The 21,404-nt window shown below is 70.7% G+C and carries 19 protein-coding genes; 14 read left to right on the forward strand and 5 right to left on the reverse strand.

The genetic code is table 11. From position 1 onward, the window contains the following. Positions 1–11 precede the first annotated feature (11 nt). From PXH83_RS18330 to sucD, 3 genes are all read left to right on the forward strand, one after another. Positions 12–908 (forward strand): hypothetical protein, encoded by an 897-nt coding sequence (locus PXH83_RS18330; RefSeq protein ID WP_274561456.1) that lies wholly within the window; start codon positions 12–14, stop codon positions 906–908. A gap of 397 nt (positions 909–1,305) precedes the next feature. After that, complete coding sequence (sucC, locus tag PXH83_RS18335; protein ID WP_214921171.1) at positions 1,306–2,487, forward strand: ADP-forming succinate--CoA ligase subunit beta; 1,182 nt, start codon at positions 1,306–1,308, stop codon at positions 2,485–2,487. 21 nt (positions 2,488–2,508) lie between these two features. Continuing rightward, entirely contained in the window at positions 2,509–3,393 is an 885-nt protein-coding gene (sucD, locus tag PXH83_RS18340; protein ID WP_214921172.1) for a succinate--CoA ligase subunit alpha, read from the forward strand. Between the two features lie 118 nt (positions 3,394–3,511). Here the strand turns inward: sucD and PXH83_RS18345 are convergent, their stop codons facing one another. Continuing rightward, positions 3,512–5,089 (reverse strand): helix-turn-helix domain-containing protein, encoded by a 1,578-nt coding sequence (locus tag PXH83_RS18345; RefSeq protein ID WP_274561457.1) that lies wholly within the window; start codon positions 5,087–5,089, stop codon positions 3,512–3,514. A 116-nt stretch (positions 5,090–5,205) separates the two neighbouring features. On the opposite strand from PXH83_RS18345, the gene PXH83_RS18350 reads away from it, so the two are divergent. Then, positions 5,206–7,290 (forward strand): cell division protein PerM, encoded by a 2,085-nt coding sequence (locus tag PXH83_RS18350; RefSeq protein WP_274561458.1) that lies wholly within the window; start codon positions 5,206–5,208, stop codon positions 7,288–7,290. 4 nt (positions 7,291–7,294) lie between these two features. Here the strand turns inward: PXH83_RS18350 and PXH83_RS18355 are convergent, their stop codons facing one another. After that, the gene (locus PXH83_RS18355) at positions 7,295–8,101 is read right to left on the reverse strand and encodes a hypothetical protein (protein ID WP_274561459.1); all 807 of its coding nucleotides are present in this window, start codon (positions 8,099–8,101) and stop codon (positions 7,295–7,297) included. A gap of 261 nt (positions 8,102–8,362) precedes the next feature. Between PXH83_RS18355 and purN the strand changes: the two genes are divergently transcribed. From purN to PXH83_RS18370, 3 genes are all read left to right on the forward strand, one after another. Beyond that, positions 8,363–9,016 (forward strand): phosphoribosylglycinamide formyltransferase, encoded by a 654-nt coding sequence (purN, locus tag PXH83_RS18360; protein ID WP_274561460.1) that lies wholly within the window; start codon positions 8,363–8,365, stop codon positions 9,014–9,016. Beyond that, positions 9,013–10,593, forward strand: a complete 1,581-nt coding sequence (gene purH / locus PXH83_RS18365) for a bifunctional phosphoribosylaminoimidazolecarboxamide formyltransferase/IMP cyclohydrolase (protein ID WP_274561461.1) — start codon at positions 9,013–9,015, stop codon at positions 10,591–10,593. Before purN ends, purH begins: the two co-directional genes overlap by 4 nt. Positions 10,594–10,769: 176 nt before the next feature. Beyond that, positions 10,770–11,168, forward strand: coding sequence for a hypothetical protein (locus tag PXH83_RS18370; protein WP_274561462.1), 399 nt, complete (start codon positions 10,770–10,772; stop codon positions 11,166–11,168). A gap of 84 nt (positions 11,169–11,252) precedes the next feature. Here PXH83_RS18370 and PXH83_RS18375 read toward each other — a convergent pair whose 3' ends face one another. From PXH83_RS18375 to PXH83_RS18385, 3 genes are all read right to left on the reverse strand, one after another. After that, positions 11,253–12,698: a serine/threonine-protein kinase gene (locus PXH83_RS18375; RefSeq protein WP_274561463.1), complete on the reverse strand. Its 1,446-nt coding sequence runs from the start codon at positions 12,696–12,698 to the stop codon at positions 11,253–11,255. Beyond that, positions 12,695–13,516 carry an FHA domain-containing protein gene (locus tag PXH83_RS18380; RefSeq protein ID WP_274561464.1) on the reverse strand — a complete coding sequence of 274 codons (822 nt, stop codon included), beginning with the start codon at positions 13,514–13,516 and terminating at the stop codon, positions 12,695–12,697. Before PXH83_RS18380 ends, PXH83_RS18375 begins: the two co-directional genes overlap by 4 nt. A 120-nt stretch (positions 13,517–13,636) precedes the next feature. Then, positions 13,637–14,245 carry a hypothetical protein gene (locus tag PXH83_RS18385; RefSeq protein ID WP_274561465.1) on the reverse strand — a complete coding sequence of 203 codons (609 nt, stop codon included), beginning with the start codon at positions 14,243–14,245 and terminating at the stop codon, positions 13,637–13,639. 246 nt (positions 14,246–14,491) lie between these two features. Here PXH83_RS18385 and PXH83_RS18390 point away from each other — a divergent pair, with 246 nt between their 5' ends. The 7 genes from PXH83_RS18390 (at position 14,492) to PXH83_RS18420 (ending at position 21,325) form a co-directional block, all read left to right on the forward strand. Beyond that, the gene (locus PXH83_RS18390; RefSeq protein WP_274561466.1) at positions 14,492–15,367 is read left to right on the forward strand and encodes a bifunctional methylenetetrahydrofolate dehydrogenase/methenyltetrahydrofolate cyclohydrolase; all 876 of its coding nucleotides are present in this window, start codon (positions 14,492–14,494) and stop codon (positions 15,365–15,367) included. Between the two features lie 20 nt (positions 15,368–15,387). After that, the gene (locus PXH83_RS18395; RefSeq protein WP_274561467.1) at positions 15,388–16,257 is read left to right on the forward strand and encodes a DUF3017 domain-containing protein; all 870 of its coding nucleotides are present in this window, start codon (positions 15,388–15,390) and stop codon (positions 16,255–16,257) included. A 78-nt stretch (positions 16,258–16,335) separates the two neighbouring features. Then, on the forward strand, positions 16,336–17,574 hold the full coding sequence (locus PXH83_RS18400) for an NADP-dependent isocitrate dehydrogenase (RefSeq protein WP_274561468.1): 1,239 nt from the start codon (positions 16,336–16,338) through the stop codon (positions 17,572–17,574). Between the two features lie 437 nt (positions 17,575–18,011). Further along, positions 18,012–19,106 (forward strand): XRE family transcriptional regulator, encoded by a 1,095-nt coding sequence (locus PXH83_RS18405; RefSeq protein WP_274561469.1) that lies wholly within the window; start codon positions 18,012–18,014, stop codon positions 19,104–19,106. A gap of 313 nt (positions 19,107–19,419) precedes the next feature. Next, positions 19,420–20,409, forward strand: coding sequence for a malate dehydrogenase (locus PXH83_RS18410; protein WP_274561470.1), 990 nt, complete (start codon positions 19,420–19,422; stop codon positions 20,407–20,409). A gap of 119 nt (positions 20,410–20,528) precedes the next feature. Then, positions 20,529–20,774: a helix-turn-helix transcriptional regulator gene (locus tag PXH83_RS18415; RefSeq protein ID WP_214921187.1), complete on the forward strand. Its 246-nt coding sequence runs from the start codon at positions 20,529–20,531 to the stop codon at positions 20,772–20,774. Next, positions 20,774–21,325 carry a hypothetical protein gene (locus PXH83_RS18420; RefSeq protein ID WP_274561471.1) on the forward strand — a complete coding sequence of 184 codons (552 nt, stop codon included), beginning with the start codon at positions 20,774–20,776 and terminating at the stop codon, positions 21,323–21,325. Before PXH83_RS18415 ends, PXH83_RS18420 begins: the two co-directional genes overlap by 1 nt. The last annotated feature ends 79 nt before the right edge of the window (positions 21,326–21,404 follow it).

Consider the following 21,404-nt stretch of genomic DNA (forward strand, 5'->3'; position numbering starts at 1 on the left):
CTGACGCAAGCATGAACAAGAACATCCGCCGTTCCATAGCCGTCGCCGCCACCGCCGGTGGTATGTGGGCCCTCGGTACCGCTGCCGCGAGCGCGTCCGAGCTGTCCGTCTCGGTGCCGCTCTCCACGCCCGACACGGCAGCCGACGCGGTCGAGGACCTCAAGGAGGTTGACGTCGACGTCGAGGTCGACACCAACGTCGTCCAGGACACCAAGGCCGCCACGCAGGACGTTCGCCAGGACGTGCGCCACGAGGTGCGTCACGACCTGCCCGCCGCCCCCTCCGTGGCTGATGTGCCCGACGCGGCCGACGCCCAGGGCGAGGTGGACTACCTCTTCGGGCCGCTCTCCGCCTTCGCGCCCGACCTCGAGCAGGCCCCCGACCGCGCCGAGGGTGCGGTCACCGCCGCCTCCCCGTTCGTCGACGCCGCCGCTCAGGACGTCCTGCCGCCCATCGCCGCCCGGGCCGTGAACAGCGCGCTGCCCGTCGCCGGTCAGGCGGTCGGCGACGCCGGCGGTCTCGCCCAGGGCGCGGTCGCCGATGTGACGCCCTTCGCGGGCGGCGTCGCGAGCGACGTCCAGCCGTTCGCCGGTGGCGTCGCCTCCGAGGTCGGCCCGTTCGCGGGCGGCGTCCAGGGGGCGGCCCAGCCGTTCGTCGAGACCGTCGTCAACCAGGTCCAGCCCGTCGTGCACGGCGTCGGCGGCAGCGCCGGCAACCTTGCGTACGGTGTCGCCGGCGACGTGACGCCGTTCGCCGGGGGCGTCGTGTCCGACGTCCAGCCGTTCGCGCAGGACATGTACGGCACGGTCGACTCGACCCCGCTCGCCGGCAACGCGATCTCCGGCGCCCAGGGCACGGCGACCACGGTCACCCCGGGCTACGCGTCGTACGTCACCCAGGGGATCTGAGGCAGGGCATCCGTCGCGTGACACCCGTCGCGTGACATCCGTCGCGTGTCACCCGACGCGCGGCGTCTGCCGCGGGACGTCTGACAGGCGGGTCCGATGTTCCTTCCCCGGGCGGTCTCCATTGGGGTGGAGGCCGCCCGGCTCTGTGTCCACTGCTGTGTCCTCCTCCGAGCCCTGCCGACCTGTTCACATGTGTGATCTGTGACAGGTATCACCGCTCAGGTGTGATCTGCGATTTAGGGTCCTACGGCACACGGGGATAACCTGCGAGACGGACATGCCGCGTACCGGAACCGTGTACGCCTCCCTTGTGACAGTGCCGTCACGTTGCCCTTCGCGGCACGCCCATCGCATTCAAAGCAACGAACCGCGATCACCAGAAAAGGGACGGACGCGCGTGGACCTGTTCGAGTACCAGGCGAGGGACCTCTTCGCCAAGCACGGTGTACCGGTGCTGGCCGGTGAAGTCATCGAAACGCCTGAGGCGGCGCGCGAGGCCACCGAGCGGCTGGGCGGCAAGTCGGTCGTCAAGGCGCAGGTGAAGGTCGGCGGCCGCGGCAAGGCCGGCGGCGTCAAGCTTGCCGCCACCCCGGACGAGGCCGTCGCCCGCGCGACGGACATTCTCGGCATGGACATCAAGGGCCACACGGTCCACAAGGTGATGATCGCCGAGACCGCGCCCGAGATCGCCGAGGAGTACTACGTTTCGTACCTCCTCGACCGCACCAACCGCACCTTCCTCGCCATGGCGTCCGTTCAGGGCGGCATGGACATCGAGGAGGTTGCGGAGAAGACCCCCGAGGCCCTCGCGAAGGTCCCGGTCAACGCCAATGACGGCGTGACGATCGAGAAGGCCCGCGAGATCGTCGCCCAGGCGAAGTTCCCGGCCGAGGTTGCCGAGCAGGTCGCCGAGGTTCTGGTGACGCTGTGGGACACCTTCGTCGCCGAGGACGCGCTCCTCGTCGAGGTCAACCCGCTCGCGAAGGTCGCCGACGGCCGCATCATCGCCCTCGACGGCAAGGTGTCTCTCGACGAGAACGCCGACTTCCGCCAGCCCGACCACGAGGCGCTCGAGGACAAGGCCGCAGCCAACCCGCTCGAGGCTGCCGCCAAGGCCAAGAACCTCAACTACGTCAAGCTCGACGGCGAGGTCGGCATCATCGGTAACGGTGCCGGTCTGGTCATGTCGACCCTGGACGTCGTCGCGTACGCCGGTGAGAACCACGGCAACGTGAAGCCCGCCAACTTCCTCGACATCGGTGGCGGCGCCTCCGCCGAGGTCATGGCGAACGGCCTGGAGATCATCCTCGGCGACCCGGACGTCAAGTCCGTGTTCGTCAACGTCTTCGGTGGCATCACCGCTTGCGACGAGGTCGCCAACGGCATCGTTCAGGCCCTGGCGCTGCTCAAGTCCAAGGGCGAGGACGTCACCAAGCCGCTGGTCGTGCGCCTCGACGGCAACAACGCGGACCTGGGTCGCAAGATCCTCTCCGACGCCAACCACCCGCTCGTGCAGCGCGTGGACACCATGGACGGCGCGGCCGACAAGGCCGCCGAGCTCGCCGCGGCTGCGAAGTAAGGGACGAGGGACACCACAACCATGGCTATCTTCCTCACCAAGGACAGCAAGGTCATCGTCCAGGGGATGACCGGTGCCACGGGCATGAAGCACACCAAGCTCATGCTGGCTGACGGCACCAACATCGTCGGCGGCGTGAACCCGCGCAAGGCCGGCACGACCGTCGACTTCGACGGCACCGAGGTTCCGGTCTTCGGCTCCGTCAAGGAAGCGATGGAGAAGACCGGCGCCGATGTGTCGGTTCTCTTCGTGCCGCCGGCGTTCGCCAAGGCCGCGGTCGTCGAGGCGATCGACGCCGAGATCGGTCTCGCCGTCGTCATCACCGAGGGCATCGCGGTGCACGACTCCGCCGCGTTCTGGTCGTACGCCTCCAGCAAGGGCAACAAGACGCGGATCATCGGCCCGAACTGCCCCGGTCTCATCACCCCGGGCCAGTCCAACGCCGGCATCATCCCGGGCGACATCACCAAGCCCGGCCGCATCGGTCTCGTGTCCAAGTCCGGCACGCTGACCTACCAGATGATGTACGAGCTCCGTGACCTCGGCTTCTCGTCCGCCGTCGGCATCGGTGGCGACCCGGTCATCGGTACGACGCACATCGACGCCCTCGCTGCGTTCGAGGCCGACCCCGACACCGACCTGATCGTCATGATCGGTGAGATCGGTGGCGACGCGGAGGAGCGTGCGGCCGACTACATCGCGAAGAACGTGACCAAGCCGGTCGTCGGCTACGTCGCGGGCTTCACCGCGCCGGAGGGCAAGACCATGGGTCACGCCGGTGCGATCGTTTCCGGTTCTTCTGGCACCGCACAGGCCAAGAAGGAGGCCCTTGAGGCCGCGGGCGTCAAGGTCGGCAAGACGCCGACCGAGACGGCCAAGCTGGCGCGTGCGATTCTTGCCGGCTGACATCCGGTGTGCTGCTTTGCCGGCTGACGCTGGTTGATACCGCTTTGCGGTGACTGTCCAGCTTTGCGCTGACTGTGCGGGCCCGTACCTCCCTTGTGGGGTACGGGCCCGCCCGCGTTCACTGGGCTTCCGGTGCCAGGCGGTGCGGGCCGTTCATGGGTTCCGCGCGGAGTTTGTCGCGCAGTTCCTTGTCCTCCGGTGACAGGTTCTGCGGGCCGCCCCTGACCGGGACGCCGATGATCGGTTTGCCCGGGGAGGGCGGAGGCTCGTACCGCGTGGGGGCGTTGACCACCGTGAACGCCGTCGCTCCGACGATCAGTGCAGTGAACGCGAGGGCCGCTCTTGTCCAGAAGCTCGTCTTGCGCTCGCTGCCTGTCCGTACGGCGCGGGCGGGTACCAGCCCGATCTTTGGGACGGCTTGGTCGAGGGCGTGCAGGCGTTGCTGGAGCAGCGCGGACAGTTCGGCGGGTGTCGCCGCCTCTGCGAGTTCCGGCAGCCGTTCGATCAGCGCCGCGCGTGCGTTGAGGAGGCGGCTCGCGGCCGCGGGGGTGCTGGCCTCGGTCTCGGCCGCCGTATCGGGGAGGTCCAGGCCCAGTCCGTCGTACAGGAGCAGCGCGCGGCGGTGCGTGGGGCGCAGGCGCAGCAGGGCGTCGAGCAGCGCCCGGGTGGCGGGGTCGGTGGGGGGCCGGTCGGGGTGCTTGTGGGCGCGGCGCAGCCGGTGCCAGGGGGCCATCGCGTACTCGTACGCCGCTGCGCGCGCCCAGCCTGCGGGGTCCCGGTCCGTCGCCACCTCGGGCCAGCGCTGCCAGGCGAGGTGGAAGGCGTACTCGACGGACTCCTGCGCCAGGCGGCGGCGTCCGGTCAGGAGGTAGGCCTGGCGCAGGAGGGCCGGGGCGGAGCGGACGTACAGGGCGTCGAAGGCTTCGGCGGCGGTGCGGGGCGGGGGCGTGAGGTCGGGGGCGGGCGCGAGGGGAGTGGCGTCTGGGGTCGGTGCAGTGTCTTGGGGTGTGGTGTCGGGGTGTGGTGCGGTGTCTGTTGGTGTGGCGTCGGGTTCAGGCGCGAGGGGAGTGGCGTCCGCGTCCGGGGTCGGTGCGTCCTGGGGCGTCGCGTCGGGGTGTGGTGCGGTGTCCTGGGGCGTGGCGTCGGGGGGCGTGGCGGTTTCTGGCGTCGGGGCGTCCGGGGCCGGTGCGGTGTCCTGGGGCGGGGCGTCCGGGGGCGGTGCCGTTTCCGGTGGCGTTGCGTCTGAGGGCGTGGCGGTTTGCGTCGTGTCCGGGGGCGGTTCGTCTTGTGTGGGTGTGGTGGGCGTGGGTGCGGTGGCTTCGGGGGCGGTGCCGCGCTGGGGCGTCTCCTCGGGTGCCGAACGGGCGGGGGGGTGTGTTTGTACGCCGCCCAAACTGTGTTCGACACCCTGCGGGGAGTGCCCCTGCACGTCCCCTCCCGGCGGCTCCGTGTCCGCAACGGCGTCGGGCTTTTTCTCCCTCTCCGCGCTGATGGTGGACAGGAGTTTCGCGTACGCCGCGCGTTTGCGGCCCTTCGGACTCGTGCGGCCCGACTCCCACGAACGGAGCGTCTCGCGCCTCACACCCAGGGCGGCTGCGAGCTGCTCCAGGGACATTGCTTTCGCTTGGCGCAGCCTGCGCCGCTCCTTGGGAGAGGGGAGGGGGGCGGCCGAGGGGGTGTGGGCGCTCTGTGTCATGAAGGGCTCCCCGCGGCGCTGTACCAAGCGAAAAAGTACATAAACGTATATTGGGCGACACGGCAGTCATTCGCCTGTTACGCGGAATAAGCGCGTGTCGTTGGCAGCATGGCCGCGTGACTCAAGTGACTGGCCCTCTGTTGCCGTCCGTGCACAGCCGCCCTTCGGCGCAGGCCGCCTGTTTTGTACGGGGGGCCATCGCGGCGGGGCTCGGGCTGGGCTCGCTGGCCGCGGTGGTGATGGTGCTGTGGATCAGCTCGCCGTACCCCGACAGCGGGCCCGGCGCTGCACTGCACGTCGCCGCCGGGCTGTGGCTGCTCGCCCACGGCACGGAACTCGTCCGGTACGACACGCTCTCCGGTGCCCCCGCGCCGGTCGGGCTGACCCCGATGATGCTTTTCGTGCTGCCGGTGTGGCTGGCGCACCGGGCCGCCCGGGATGCGCTGGAGCCGGAGGAGGGGCGTGCGAAGCCGTCGGCGGGCGTTGCCTTCTGGGGCGTGACGAGCGGGTACCTGGTGGTCGGTGCGGGCGCGTTGCTCTACGCGTCGGGCGGGCCGCTGCCCGCCGCGCCGCTCAGCGCCGCGCTCCATCTGCCTCTTGTTGCGGCGACGGCCGCAGCCGCTGGGGTGTGGACGGCCTGTGGGCGTCCGCGCGGCCCCCTGCCGCGCTGGGTGCCGCAGCGCGTGCGGGAGGCCCTTGCGCGCTCCCGGACCAGGGCTGCGGTTCTGGCCGGGGGCGCCGGGGTTGTGGCGCTGGTGGGCGGTGGCGCGCTGCTATTGGTGGCCTCGCTGGTGTGGCACACGAGGTCGGCACAGGGCGCGTTTCTGCAGCTCGCGGGGGCTTGGTCGGGCCGGCTCGCGTTGATGCTGCTGGTTGTGGCTCTGGTGCCGAACGCCGCTGTGTGGGGCGCCGCGTACGGTCTCGGGCCCGGCTTCGCCCTCGGTACGGGTGCCACGGCGACGCCGCTGGTCGTGGCGGGCACCCCTGCGCAGCCGCACTTCCCGCTGCTCGCGGCACTCCCGGGCGAGGGGGTGGCGTCACCCGTGGCCTGGGCCTCGCTCGCGGTGCCGCTCGGCGCGGCGGGCGCGGTCGCGTGGTTCACGGTGGCTACGGCGGCGCCTCCGTACGCCCTGCGCGAGGAAGCGTGGGGCTGGCGGGACACGGCGCTCACGGCGGCGCTGGCGGGCGTCGGCTGCGGGGTCGCCGCCGCGGCACTCGCGGCGCTGGCCGGCGGGCCGCTGGGCGTGGGGGACCTGACGCAGTTCGGGCCCGTGTGGTGGCGTACGGGCGCTGCGGCGCTGGTGTGGACGGTCGCACTCGGAGTCCCGGGCGCACTGACCCTGCGCGCCTGGCGGCTGCGCGAACGTGCGCCGCAGTCATGGTGGGGGCGGCGGGGTGCGCGGGCGGAGAAGGCAGGGGAGGGCGAGAGGACGCCGTGGTGGCGGAGGGGGAGCCGGGCAGCCGTGCCGAAGGCCGGGCCCTCTACGGAGGGGACGCCGCAGCGGCGAAGGACTGGGACGTCGGCGGATACGGGCGCTCTGGTCGAGTCGACGCCGTGGTGGCGCAGAGGCCGGAGGGTCTCCGTGCAGGCCGGCAAGGCAGCTGCCCCCGCTCCTGAGGGGTCGGTGGCGGGGCGGGGTGGGGGCCGTGCGGGTGTTGGCGGTGTCGAGCCCGTGGGCAGTGGGTCGGTTCGTGCTGGTCTCAAGGAGTCCGCCGCGGCGGCCGGCGAATCGTCCCCGTGGTGGTGCGTAGGCCGGGGTACGGCGGGTGCGGTTGTCGGTGGCGGTGAGCCCCCTGCTCGGCGACGTGGGGCAAGGGCCTCCGTACAGGTCGGCGACACGACCATCCCTGCTCCTGCCGAGCCGAAGGGCGCGGGTGTCGGCGGGGCCGCTGCTGGGGTGCGCGCGGGAGGGGGCTCCCGTGGTGCGGGTGCCCCTGAAGCCGCTGTTGCGCCCGGCGAATCGTCCCCGTGGTGGCGCCGGGGTACCGCAGGCGCGGGTGCCGGTGATCCTGGGGCCACTGCTCAGCCGCCCGGGGCCGGAGGGCCGGGGGTGGGTGGCGCCCAGCAGGCCGAGGTCGCTTCCCGTGCTTCCGGCAGGTCCTCGGCCTGGTGTCGCCCTGGTGGTCGTGAGGCCCGTCCCGGTGGCCGGGACAGTGGGCACCTGCCCTCCCCGGGCCCGGGCGTCGCCGGGGAGCGCTGAGCGGCTACTCCTTCACGCCGAAGATCGGGCGCAGAGACTCTGGCAGCAGGTCATTGCAGGCCACCTGTGCGGTTTGGGTGAGGGAGTCCTCCACGCACGTGTAGTAGTCGCGGTAGACGAGCTGCACAGTGAAGGTCGTCGCCACGATCGCCAGCGCCAGCACCGCCGTCACCAGGCCACTCACCGCCGCCGTCGTCTGCGGCCTGTTGCTGGTGCCGGCACCCGCCTGGGGCTCCGCCGGAGACTGGCCGGCAGCCGCCTCCTGGCGATCGCGCGGCTTCGCGCGCAGTGAGCTGATGCCCCAGTAGAGCGCGAGCGTCCCGAGCAGCAGTGCCACCTCGGGCAGGTCGAAGAGGGCGAAGAAGAAGGCCCACATGCCGGAGAGCAGGGCGTAACGGGCCCGCCGCTGCATGGGGTCCGTCGGATCCCAGCGCATGCCTGTGCCGCCGTTGCCGCTCGGTCCTTCGGGGCCCCCCTGGCGTCCGCCGGGCCCGCCGAAACCGCCGCTCTGGCGCCCCGGCTGGCGCGGGCTCCACTGGCTGCCCCCGTTCGGCCGTTCCTCCGGCGAGGAGCCGGTGGAGCCTTCAGGGTTCTTGCTGCCAGGCTCGTCGTTGGACGGCTTGCGCGGCTGCCACGGCTGGTCCGGCCTGCCCTCGGGCGGCGGCGCGAACGGATTGTCGTCACCCTGCGGCGACGAGGGCGGGGTCGACGAGGACTGGCGTTCCCGCAGCAGCCACTGAGAACCGCCCTGTCCCGCATACGACTCGGACAGCGGCCTGCGGAGAGCCGCGCGGCGGCGTCGGTCCGTCATCTGGTGAACGTCTTCCCCTCAGACCCCGTGCACAGAGGGTCTTGTGTCGTCTGTTCCCGTCCGGAGACGGAATGTTTCCGTCCATAAACGGAACCTGTCCCCTGACGCTACCTCCCGGCCGTGCACCCGTCCCGTGGGGGCCGCTCGGTGTGCCGGTATCGTTGCCGACGGTCGGCGTCTTCGTAGAGTTCCCCGTATCGGGGGGCGTGATTCGTTCGTACGACCACACAAACCGCACCACCCGCGAGAAAGAGCCCCGCCGTGGCCTCCCCGCCGTCCCCGCCCTTCCCGCCGTCCGCCCGCACACCGGCCCGCCTTGTCGTCCTGGTCTCCGGTTCGGGTACGAACCTTCAGGCCCTCCTCGACGCCATCGGCGACGACCCCGCCGCCTACGGCGCGCAGATCGTGGCCGTAGGCGCCGACCGGGACGGAAGCGCGGGTCTGGAGCGTGCCGAACGCGCCGGGCTGCCGACCTTCGTCTGCCGCGTCAGGGACTACCCCACCCGCGAGGAGTGGGACCTGGCGCTGGCCGAGGCCACAGCGGCGTACGAGCCCGATCTGGTCGTCTCCGCGGGCTTCATGAAAATCGTGGGGAAGGAATTCCTCGCGCGCTTCGGCGGGCGGTTCGTGAACACCCACCCCGCCCTGCTGCCCAGCTTTCCCGGAGCCCACGGCGTACGCGACGCTCTCGCGTACGGCGCGAAGGTCACCGGGTGCACCGTCCACTTCGTCGACGACGGTGTCGACACCGGCCCGATCATCGCGCAGGGCGTGGTCGAGGTGCGGGACGAGGACGACGAAGCCGCTCTTCACGAGCGCATCAAGGAAGTCGAGCGACGGCTGCTCGTCGATGTCGTGGGGCGCATGGCCCGTAACGGCTTTCACATTGAGGGACGAAAGGTAGTTGTCAAGTGACCGCCGAAGGTACGAAGCGGCCCATCCGCCGCGCGTTGGTCAGCGTCTACGACAAGACGGGTCTTGAGGAGCTGGCCCGAGGTCTGCACGAGGCCGGGGTGACCCTGGTCTCCACCGGCTCCACGGCCGGGAAGATCGCCGCGGCCGGTGTGCCCGTCACCAAGGTCGAGGAGCTCACCGGCTTCCCCGAGTGCCTGGACGGCCGCGTCAAGACGCTGCACCCGCGCGTGCACGCCGGCATCCTCGCCGACCTGCGGCTCGACGCGCACCGCGCGCAGCTGGACGAGCTCGGCGTCGAGCCCTTCGACCTCGTCGTCGTCAACCTCTACCCGTTCAAGGAGACCGTCGCCTCCGGCGCGACTCCCGACGAGTGCGTCGAGCAGATCGACATCGGCGGCCCGTCGATGGTGCGCGCCGCCGCCAAGAACCACCCGTCCGTCGCGGTCGTCACCAGCCCCGAGCGGTACGCCGACGTGCTCGAAGCCGCCAAGGGCGGCGGTTTCGACCTGACGACGCGCAAGCGCCTCGCGGCGGAGGCCTTCCAGCACACGGCGGCGTACGACGTCGCTGTCGCGTCCTGGTTCGCCGCCGACTACGCGGCGGCGGACGACAGCGGCTTCCCGGACTTCCTCGGTGCGACGTACGAGCGCAAGAACGTCCTCCGTTACGGCGAGAACCCGCACCAGCCCGCCGCGCTCTACGCGTCCGGTACGGGCGGCCTCGCCGAAGCCGCGCAGCTGCACGGCAAGGAGATGTCGTACAACAACTTCACCGACACGGAGGCCGCGCGGCGTGCCGCGTACGACCAGGCCGAGCCCTGTGTCGCGATCATCAAGCACGCCAACCCGTGCGGCATCGCGGTCGGTCAGGACGTGGCCGAGGCGCACCGCAAGGCGCACGCATGCGACCCGCTGTCCGCCTTCGGCGGCGTGATCGCCGTCAACCGGCCGGTCTCCGTGGCGATGGCCGAGCAGGTCGCCGAGATCTTCACCGAGGTCGTCGTCGCGCCCGGCTACGAGGACGGCGCGGTCGAGGTGCTCGCCCGCAAGAAGAACATCCGCGTGCTCGTCTGCCCCGACGCCCCGTCCGACGTGGTCGCCCGCGACAGCTATATGGACTTTAAGGCGATCGACGGCGGCGCGCTGCTTCAGGTCACCGACCGCCTCCAGGCCGAGGGCGACGACCCGTCGAGCTGGACGCTCGCGGCCGGCGAGGCGCTGTCCGAGGGCGACCTCGCCGAGCTGGCCTTCGCCTGGCGTGCCTGCCGCGCCGTGAAGTCCAACGCGATCCTGCTCGCCAAGGACGGTGCCTCCGTCGGCGTCGGCATGGGGCAGGTCAACCGTGTCGACTCCGCGAAGCTCGCGGTGGAGCGGGCGGGGGAGGAGCGGGCGCAGGGTTCGTACGCGGCTTCCGACGCGTTCTTCCCGTTCCCGGACGGGCTCGAAGTCCTGCTGAACGCCGGGGTCAAGGCCGTGGTGCAGCCGGGCGGTTCGGTCCGTGACGAGCTGGTCGTCGAGGCCGCGAAGAAGGCGGGCGCGACGATGTACTTCACCGGCACGCGCCACTTCTTCCACTGATTCGCACGCGCTGCAAGGGAAGGCCGCGTCCCCTTTCGGGGGCGCGGCCTTCCTGTCGTGCGCGCAACCTCTGACTTCACAGGTGCCGGGAGAGGCACCACCGGTGGTTCGCTCTTCTCACGGCGAAGTTTCGGTGTCCACGGGGGGTACCGAGGGCCGTGACGAGAGGAACCAAAGTGCACAAGTTCCAGGGGAAGGCCGCCGCGCTTCTGATCGCGTCCGCGGCCACGGTGGGAACCCTCGCAATGTCGTCGCCGGCGTCCGCCGCCACGTCGGGGCAGGTGGCTGTCGCGTCGCAGGATTCGGCGGCGCGGGCCGTGTGCAGCTCGTGGCGCACGATCAGGACCAGTCAGGGCAAGCTCGTCTACAAGGAGTGCCGGACGAAGGTCAACGGCAGGTACTACTCCAAGGTCAACGGCCGGGTGGACGACACGAGGCCCGGCAACGGCCGCTGCGTCTACGCCACCATCAGGATCGGCTCGTACAAGCAGACCGAGCGTGACTGCGGCACCGGCTACAACAACTTCAAGACCGGCTGGAAGCGCGGAGCCGACGCCAGGGTGACCCTGGGCTGACCCGGCCGGCAGCCCGCGGCTGAAGCCTGTGACGGGCCCTGCCGGACGCCGGCGTCCGGCAGGGCCCGTCCGCACCGCGGCGTGTCAGCAGTGCGTGATCCAGCGATGCGACAGCGGCGCGTACTCGCCCGTCAGATTGCCCTGCGTGTTCACCGTGGAGCAGCCGATCCGCGCGTCGCCCTTGACCGCCCGGTCGTCGCCGTACGCCTTGGGCTTCCAGTCGCGCTCCCAGTAGAACGCGAGATCGTGGGTCTTCCTCGACTCCTGGTCGTTGTTGAAGACCGACCGCACATTCCGGGTGCGGCTCCACTCGCACGTCTCGCGACCCGAACGCCAGTCCTTGTCGTTGCCGCGCCAACTGCACATGAGCCCGTTGCCGTTGCGCTCGCTGAAGAAGCACACGGAACCCGCCTCGCAGCGGTGGTACCCGTACGTCACAGGCTCCTCCCGCAGCGCGGTCGTCAGCGCGACAGTGAGCGCCGCCGCCCCTGTCGCCGCGATCGCTGCCATGTACGCCGGGCGCAGTCCCCTGCCTCTACGGAAACGGAAACGGAAACGGGAACGGGAACGGGAACCCAGCCGGGGCAGTTTCGCCGAACGCGCCGCACCCGCCGCCTCTTCCACCCGGCGCAGCAGCGAGGCCGTGTCCTGCCCGGCCCGCTCCTCGTGCGTACGGGCGAGGCAGTCGGTGACGATCTGCCGCCACTCGGCGGGCAGTTCGGCGGAGAGCCGCAGATCGTCGGCGCCGCGCGCATAGCGGACCGCCGCGTCCCTGCGAGCCGCCGGCGTGCCGCCCGGCAACGGTGGCGTACCGGTGAGCACGAAGTGTGCGAGGACGCCGAAGGCCCAGATGTCGGCGGTGGGGCGGATCTGCTGGCCGTGCTCGCCCATCTCGGCCCAGAGCAGCTCCGGCGGTGTGTAGTCGGGTGTCGCGAAGGCCGCTGTGTAGGCGTGCGTACCGTCCATCTCGGCCGCCATGTTGAAATCACCCAGGCGTGCGGAACCATCCGCCATGAGCAGGACGTTGGCTGTTTTGAGATCACCGTGGACCCAGCCCGCGTGGTGGAGCTGGTGCAGGCCCTCGCAGATCTGGGCGAGCAGCGCGGGGCCCGTCGGCGGGCGGGGCGACCGGGCCAGCAGCTCGTCCAGCGACGTCTCGGCCCGTTCGAGTACGAGCACGGTGGCGCCGTCGAGTCCGGGCTGCGCGGCGTCGTCCACCGTCAGCGCCTCGTACATCCGGATCAGCCGGGGATGGCGGAGCCTGCGGTGCAACGCCAGCTCGCGCTCGGCGAGCTCCTGCAAGTGGCGCAGCTGCCGGGGCGTACGGGTCCCGGTCGGCAGGAACTTCAGCGCGGCCCGCCGGGGCAGTCCGGCGGCCTGCCCCGGCCCCGCGGGCCCCGCGACGCGCCGGGCCGCGTAGACGCCGGCGAAGGCCCCGGACGCGAGGTGCTCGCCGACCTCCCAGCGCCCGACCCGGTAGCCCTTGGGTACGGCGACGGCGACGGTGGAGTGCGGCGGCCGGCCGGTCACGGCTGCACCTTCGCGGCCTGCCCGAGGGACGGGAGGCCGCGCAGATCGGTCTCCCGTACGAGGTCGAAGCGCAGCGCGAGCGAGACCAGCGACTCCTTCTTGCCGTTCAGGCGGGGCCCGCAGTCACCTGTGTCCGGGGCGGGCTTGAGCCGCAGCTTCACCGCCAGGTAGTCGATGTTCCACTGCACAGCGGCCCGGTTGGCCGACGGCCAGCCGGGCCGCAGCCGCTCGACGACCTGCCCCATCGTCGGCAGCGGCGCGTGCGGCTCGCCGCGCAGCCGCGGCTCGCACAGTGCGGTCAGTACGGCGAAGTAGCGCTTGGAGCGGTCGAGCGCGAACGCCGGTGTGGTGGCTGCTCCTTCCGTCGCTCCCGCCCGTTCGCGCGGCCCGCTCACGTAATCGTGCCGGGGCGCCCACACCTCGAAGCTGAGCAGGTCCCCGGCGGCGGGCAGTACCACCCGCGAGAACTCGAACGGCACGGGTGCGTCGAGTCGGCCCGGCGCCACCTTGATGTGCTCGCCGGCCCCCTCCGGGTTCTCGACGACGTACGTCTGGCGGGCGCTGAGGTTGCTGAGTACCCAGTAGGCGCCGTTCGCCGTGATCTCCCCGGCCGAACGGGAGACTCCGTCGTGCGCGATGGAGAGCCACTTGACGCCGCTGACTCCGCCGCCCCCGTTGACCCCGTCGGCTCCGTCCGCGCGCTGGCCGCCGACGGGCGGGCCGGAAGAGCGTCCGAAGAGCAGGGTCTCGCCCGGTTCGAGCCGGACCTGGTCTCGCGGTCCCGCGCTGTGTGCGGGCACCACAATGATGCTGTGCATCTCTGGTTCCTTCCCCCGATGGACCAGCCAGACAGCCTAGGGAGAAAAGGGCGGCCGGAGAAAGGCCGAAGGCCGCAATTCCCCTAGGAATTGCGGCCTTCGGTACCGTCAGTGCTGTTGTCAGAAGCGCGGGCGGTTGAACCAGGCGCCGCCGTCCTGCTTGCCGACGAACACGGCGATCAGGATCGCGAGAACCGTGTGCACCAGGCCGACCAGGACGAACGGGTAGATGCCGAGGATCGCGGTGATGATGCCGAACACCAGCGCGGTGATGCGGATGCCGTTGCCGCCGCTGCCGAACTTCACGGCGAGGAAGATCGCGAGCGCGCCCCACAGCAGGATCACGATGGTGGCGGCCCACAGGCCACCGGTCGAGTAGTCGGCCAGCTGCTGGAACTGGACCTCGTCCTTGAGGGCCGGGTCGTCCTGCGCAGCGCCGATGGTGGCCGCGGAGAGACCGCAGAGGATCGCGCCGAGGACCTGGAAGCCCGCGATGACGTACAGCATGACGCGGGCGGCCTTCACGCCACCCGGCATCTCCTGCGGGACGCCGGGGTAGCCGCCGCCTGCGTAAGCCTGCTGGACCGGGGGCGCCTGCGGGTAGCCGTAGCCGGGCTGGCCCTGCGGCGGTACGCCCTGCGGGGCCTGCTGCGGGTAGCCGTAGCCGGGCTGGCCCTGCTGGGGCTGCTGGCCCTGGGCGTACGGGTTGTTCGGGTCGCCGAAGCTCATGGCGGGTTTCCTCCGTTGGAAGTGCTGGGGACGACGCGGCCGGCGCGGAAGGAACTGCACCATGACAAGCCGTCTGCCCCCCGCCGCTGCCCGCGGCACTGCGCCGATCATCGTCGTAGCTGTGTCGTTAATTTGTCCAGTCGGTATCCGTATGTGTTGTGCAAGTGCAACCTCGCAGGCGCTCGCGGGGCCGGTCTCGTAGGCCGGATTGGAACCAGAGCGGGTCCATCCGCGAGGATGGGCGGCATGACCGCCCAGATTCTCGATGGCAAGGCCACCGCAGCCGCGATCAAGTCCGACCTGACCGCCCGCGTGGCGGACCTCCTGGCCAAGGGCATCGTCCCCGGGCTGGGCACTCTGCTGGTCGGCGACGACCCGGGCAGCAAGTGGTATGTCGCGGGCAAGCACCGCGACTGCGCCCAGGTCGGCATCGCGTCGATTCAGCGCGAACTGCCCGCGACCGCCTCCCAGGAGGAGATCGAGGCGGTTGTACGGGAGCTCAACGAGAACCCGGAATGCACGGGTTACATCGTCCAGCTCCCCCTCCCCAAGGGCATCGACACCAACCGCGTCCTGGCCCTCATGGACCCGGCCAAGGACGCCGACGGCCTGCACCCGATGAGCCTCGGCAAGCTCGTGATCGGCGAGCCGGGCCCGCTGCCCTGCACGCCGTACGGCATCGTCCAGCTGCTCCGTCACCACGGCGTGGAGATCAACGGTGCGAACGTCGTGGTCGTAGGCCGCGGCATCACCATCGGCCGACCCATGCCGCTGGTCCTGACCCGCAAGTCCGAGAACGCGACCGTGACGCAGTGCCACACCGGTACGCGCGACCTGGCCGCGCACCTCAAGCAGGCGGACATCATCATCGCCGCGGCGGGTGTGCCGCACTTGATCAAGCCCGAGGACGTCAAGCCGGGCGCGGCCGTGCTCGACGTCGGCGTCAGCCGCGACGAGGACGGCAAGATCGTCGGCGATGTCCACCCGGGCGTCACCGAGGTGGCCGGCTGGGTCGCCCCGAACCCGGGCGGTGTCGGCCCGATGACGCGCGCCCAGCTGCTGGTCAACGTGGTGGAGGCGGCTGAGCGAGCCGCTGCCGACGCCGAAGCTGCCGCGAGCTGAGCGGGAAGGAAGCGCCTCCCATGGGTGCCAGTACGAGCAGTCCGGACGACTCGGCGACCGCCCGCCGGGGCGCCGCCGACGCGGTGCAGGACGCAGGCCCGGAGGACACGGCCTCCCCCACTCTCGGCTCCGCTCGAGCGGGGGGACCCCCAGCCGGCGCCGTCGCCGCCCCTGCGGCGGCCCCCGAACCGCAGCGGCCCGCCCCCGGGCCGGGCGCCCCTGAGGGCGCCGCGCTTGAGGACGACCTGCCTCGGGGCGGGGACGCGGGGCTTGCGGGTTCTGCGGCCCACGGGCCGGACGGCCCCCGGTCCGACGGCCGTGCGGCCGCCGAGTCCGACGGTGCCGAGGCTGAGGGCTTCGGCCAGGATCGCCGTACGGCTTCCGAGCCTGACGGCTCTGCGGCTTCCGAGTCCGACGGCCCCGGGCCCGAAGGCTCCGGCCGCGAACGTGGCACGGCTCCCGTGCCCGCAGCGACCGCCGCGCCCGTCCGTGCCGCCTCGCGGCGCTTTCCGCTCTTCACCCGCGACACCGCACGCCCCGAGGGCGGCGGTCGCGCCGCGCCCGGGGGCGCTGCCGCGCCGGTCCGGCAGTGGCCGTTCCTGACCGTCCTGGGGGCGGTGGCGCTCGGGCTGCTGCTCGTGGGCGTCAACGCCTTCGGCATCGGCTTCCGGCTCGGCACGCTGCTGATCGGTCTGGCCCTGATCGGCGGCGCCGTGCTGCGCCGGCTGATCCCGTCGGTGGGCATGCTGGCGGTGCGTTCGCGCTTCACCGACATGGCGACGTACGGACTGCTGGGCATCGTCATCGTGCTGCTCGCACTGATGGCGCAGCCCCAACCGTGGCTGGAAATCCCGTTCCTGGAGTCGGCGGTCCGCTTCACCGTGCGCTAGAGGTCTGTCCCGTACGCTCGGACCGCTGTCATCCGGCCTCGCCGACCCAGCCGAAGCGTGAGAGGGATGTTCCGCCTCATGGCCAAGATCAAGGTAGTCAACCCCGTCGTCGAGCTCGACGGCGACGAGATGACCCGCATCATCTGGTCCTTCATCAAGGACAAGCTGATCCTTCCGTACCTCGACGTCGAGCTGAAGTACTTCGACCTGGGCATCGAGCACCGCGACGCCACCAACGACCAGGTGACCGTCGATGCCGCCAACGCCATCAAGGAGCACGGCGTCGGCGTCAAATGCGCGACGATCACGCCGGACGAGGCCCGGGTCGCCGAGTTCAAGCTCAAGGCGATGCACCGCTCGCCGAACGGCACGATCCGCGACATCCTCGGCGGCGTGATCTTCCGTGAGCCGATCATCATGGAGAACGTGCCGAGGCTCGTCCCCGGCTGGACCAAGCCGATCGTCGTCGGCCGTCACACCTTCGGCGACCAGTACCGCGCGACCGACCTGAAGGTCCCCGGCGAGGGCACCCTCACCATGACCTTCACCCCGAAGGACGGCTCGGAGCCGATCGAGCTGGAGGTGTACGAGTTCCCGGGCGCCGGTGTCGCGCTGTCCATGTACAACCTGGACGCGTCGATCCGCGACTTCGCGCGCGCCTCGTTCGCGTACGGCCTGAGCCGGAACTTCCCGGTCTACATGTCCACGAAGAACACGATCCTCAAGAAGTACGACGGTCGCTTCAAGGACCTCTTCCAGGAGGTCTTCGACGCCGAGTTCAAGGACCGGTTCGACGCGAAGGGGCTCACCTACGAGCACCGCCTCATCGACGACATGGTCGCCGCGGTCATGAAGTGGGAGGGCGGCTACGTCTGGGCGTGCAAGAACTACGACGGTGACGTCCAGTCAGACATCGTCGCCCAGGGGTTCGGCTCACTCGGCCTGATGACCTCGGTCCTCATGTCCCCCGACGGCAGGACCATCGAGGCCGAGGCCGCGCACGGGACCGTCACCCGTCACTACCGTCAGCACCAGGCGGGCAAGGCGACGTCGACCAACCCGATCGCGTCGATCTTCGCCTGGACCCGCGCTCTGGCCCATCGCGGCAAGCTGGACGGCACCCCCGAGGTCACGAGGTTCGCGCAGACGCTGGAGCAGGTCTGTGCCGAGACCGTCGAGGGCGGCCAGATGACGAAGGACCTGGCGCTGCTCGTCTCCAAGGACCAGCCGTGGCTGACGACCGAGAAGTTCCTCGACGCGCTCGACGAGAACCTGCAGAAGAAGATGGCGGCCGCCGACTACGGCTCCGGGGCCTGATCCGCCTGATCCGTCTGATGAGCGAACACGACGGCGCCCGTCCTCTCCCCCGAGGAGGACGGGCGCCGTCACTTGCTTAAGCGTCATGGACGCGCCAAAAGCGATCAAGGGCTGGTTACGCCCTGTAGCACGGAGGTGACCATTCCGGCACCGCGCGAACACCGCGCAACAGGGGGGTTACGGGCGGATCCGGGAGGCGGCAGATGGGACACTGTCCAGGGAATTCGGGACCGGGGGCGTGCAAGGGGGCTCGCCGGAGTCCTGAATGCTCCCGTGCGCTCCCACCCGAGGAACTGACATCCTGGCTTTGCGCATCCCTCTGAGTAGTTCTGAGTAGTCCGGAGTTCCGGAACGACGCGGACTGCGGAGGGCGGGGCAGGGGGAGCACGAGAGCACGGGGCACATCAGGCACATATGGGGGGACAAGGGGGGAAGCAATGCCTCGTTGGAAAGCTCTACCGGAGGAACTCGACCCACAGGTCAGGGAATTCGCGAGCCAGTTGCGTCGGCTCGTCGACCGGAGCGGTCTCAGCATCGCGGCGGTGGCGGACCGGACCGGGTACAGCAAGACGTCCTGGGAGCGCTATCTGAACGGCCGGCTGCTCGCGCCGAAGGGCGCGGTTGTGGCCCTGGCCGAGGTGACCGGTACGAACTCGGGCCACCTGACCACGATGTGGGAGCTCGCGGAGCGCGCCTGGAGCCGTTCCGAGATGCGCCACGACATGACGATGGAAGCCATACGGATCTCCCAGGCACGCGCCGCGCTGGGTGAGTTCGGCCAGAGTCCCGCGCCCGTCAAGGGCGGCAGGACCGCACGGCGCACCGCCACGGACTCCGCCCCCGGACCGGCTGCCGCGGGCGTCGGAACCGGTGCGAGCTCCTTCGGCAGTGCGGGCCTCGGCTCCGTGGGTACGGGCACGGGTGGCCGTGTGCCGGTCACCGCGCCGCCCGGATCCGGGGTACCGCCGCAGTCGCCTCCCGGCGGTTTCGGCGGCGGCTCCGGCTCGCCGGACGGCCGTCGCAGGCGCAGGAAGGTGACGATGTTCCTCGCGGGCGTCGTCGGCGCGCTCCTGGTCATAGCCGCGGCCGCGCTGCTGACCGACCTCGGCGGCAAGGACAAGGACCCCGTCGCGAACACCAAGCCCACGCCCAGCCCGACCACTTCGGCGCCCGAGCTGCCGCTCGGCGTCAAGTGCAGTGGCGACGACTGCACGGGCGAGGACCCGGAGAACATGGGCTGCGGCGGCGAGTTCGCCAGGACGGCGTCCAGCGTGACCGTGGGCACCGCCCTCGTCGAGGTCCGGTACAGCAAGACATGCGGGGCGGCGTGGGCACGTATCACCCAGGCCACACCCGGCGACAAGGTGCAGGTCACGTCGGCCTCCGAGGCCGGTGAGAAGGGCCAGAACGGCACGGTCGACGCGGACAAGGACGCGTACACACCGATGGTCGCCGTCACCAAGGCCGCTGACGCGAAGGCCTGCGCCACCCTGACGACCGGCGTGAAGGGCTGCACCACCACGCAGGAGTGACCGACGAACAGAAGTTGGTGAAGCAGGTGCAGTAAGGGGGAATGCCCGCGCCATTACGGGGAAGGCGCACGGTATCCCCCCACGGGTGCACAGCCCCCTGTGCAGGCCGTCCGCGCTCCCCCCTCTGGCGCGGACGGCCGCCCGCTTTCGGGGGTATGTGCGCGGCACCACACGGGGCCGGGGGACCGGCACTGCCGGGGTCGGATAGCCTGACCGCTGGATATCTCTTCACGTCAAGATTCGCGCGATGTACGGAGATGTCCCGCACCAGGGGCAGGGACCCCCAACCGCCAGCTGTCTTACGGAGATCGCCATGACCCGCACTCCCGTGAATGTCACCGTCACCGGCGCGGCCGGCCAGATCGGTTACGCGCTGCTTTTCCGCATCGCATCCGGCCACCTGCTCGGCGCGGATGTGCCGGTCAAGCTGCGTCTCCTCGAAATCCCGCAGGGCCTGAAGGCCGCTGAGGGCACCGCGATGGAGCTCGACGACTGCGCCTTCCCGCTGCTCCGCGGCATCGAGATCACCGACGACCCGAACGTCGGCTTCGACGGCGCGAACGTGGCGCTCCTCGTCGGCGCCCGCCCCCGTACCAAGGGCATGGAGCGCGGCGACCTGCTGTCCGCCAACGGTGGCATCTTCAAGCCGCAGGGCAAGGCCATCAACGACAACGCCGCGGACGACATCAAGGTCCTCGTCGTCGGCAACCCGGCCAACACCAACGCGCTCATCGCGCAGGCCGCGGCCCCGGACGTACCGGCCGAGCGCTTCACCGCGATGACCCGCCTGGACCACAACCGTGCGCTCTCGCAGCTCGCGAAGAGGACCGGCGCGACGGTCTCCGACATCAAGCGCCTCACCATCTGGGGCAACCACTCGGCCACGCAGTACCCTGACATCTTCCACGCGGAGATCGCCGGCAAGAACGCCGCCGAGGTCGTGAACGACGAGAAGTGGCTCGCCGACACCTTCATCCCGACCGTTGCCAAGCGCGGCGCGGCGATCATCGAGGCCCGCGGCGCGTCCTCGGCCGCCTCGGCCGCCAACGCCGCCATCGACCACGTGCACACGTGGGTCAACGGCACGGCGGACGGCGACTGGACCTCGATGGGCATCCCGTCGGACGGCTCGTACGGCGTCCCGGAGGGCCTCATCTCCTCCTTCCCGGTCACCACGAAGAACGGCAAGTACGAGATCGTCCAGGGCCTGGACATCAACGAGTTCTCCCGTGCGCGCATCGACGCGTCGGTGCAGGAGCTCAAGGAAGAGCGTGACGCGGTCCGCGAGCTCGGCCTGATCTAGTACGACCCTTTACGCGCGGAGGTCCCGGCCCACTTGGGTGGCCGGGACCTTTTGCGTTCCCGCGCCAACTCCCGCCCTTCAGTTTGTACTTCGACTCCGGTATGTAGTACTTCTTATACATGAGCGAGCAGGTACACAACAGGCTGGCGATGGTCCGGGCCGAGCGCAAGGTGTCCCGGCAGGCGTTGGCCGAGGCGGTCGGGGTGCACTACCAGACCATCGGGTACATCGAGCGAGGGCAGTACAACCCGAGTCTCGACCTCGCCCTGAAAGTCGCCGAGTTCTTCGAACTGCCGGTGGAGGCGCTGTTCTCCCTCCGGCCGTTCCGGCCGCTCACTGATGAGGTCTACGGGAGGAAGCAGTAATGACCGCAGTTGCAGGAACGGGTGCTGGCGCAGGCGCCAAGGGCACGCGCTACGACCGGCGCATGTTCGCGCTGATGAACCGGCCGGAGGGCGCCGCCCTCCACGCCACGGCGAGCCGCAGGCGGATCGTCGTCGGCGCCCATGTGCTGCTGACCGTCGCCTCTGTGGCGGCGTGGAACCTGGTCGTCTTCGGGGAGCGCCAGGTGTGGGCCCTCGTCGTCACGTTCGCGCTGCTCCTGCCCTGGTGCTTCGCGACCGGCGTGATCAACAGTGCCACCCGCGGCCTCCTCGAACTGCGCGGCCGCGTTCTGGACGAGCGGCAGCTCGCCGAGCGCGACCGGGCCCGCGCGCGTGCGCACCGCCTGACCTCGGGGCTGCTGCTGGCCGCGGCTCTCGGGGTCGGTGCGGCCGGGTGGCTGGGGGAGGTGCGGGTCGAGGGGCTGATCGCGCCTGTGCTGATCGCCGTGCTTGTCGCGCACTGGCTCATGCCGCTGTGGGTGGCCGGCCTGATGGTGCGGGACGAGCCCGCCGACACGCCTGTGGACGACTGAGGGAGCGAGTCGTCAGCCATTCCCGTCGCCTTTCGCACCATAATGACCCTTTTTGACCGATCGCGGTCGTGATACAGGG

This window comes from Streptomyces spiramyceticus (genome assembly GCF_028807635.1).
In the GTDB taxonomy this organism is placed as follows: domain Bacteria; phylum Actinomycetota; class Actinomycetes; order Streptomycetales; family Streptomycetaceae; genus Streptomyces; species Streptomyces spiramyceticus.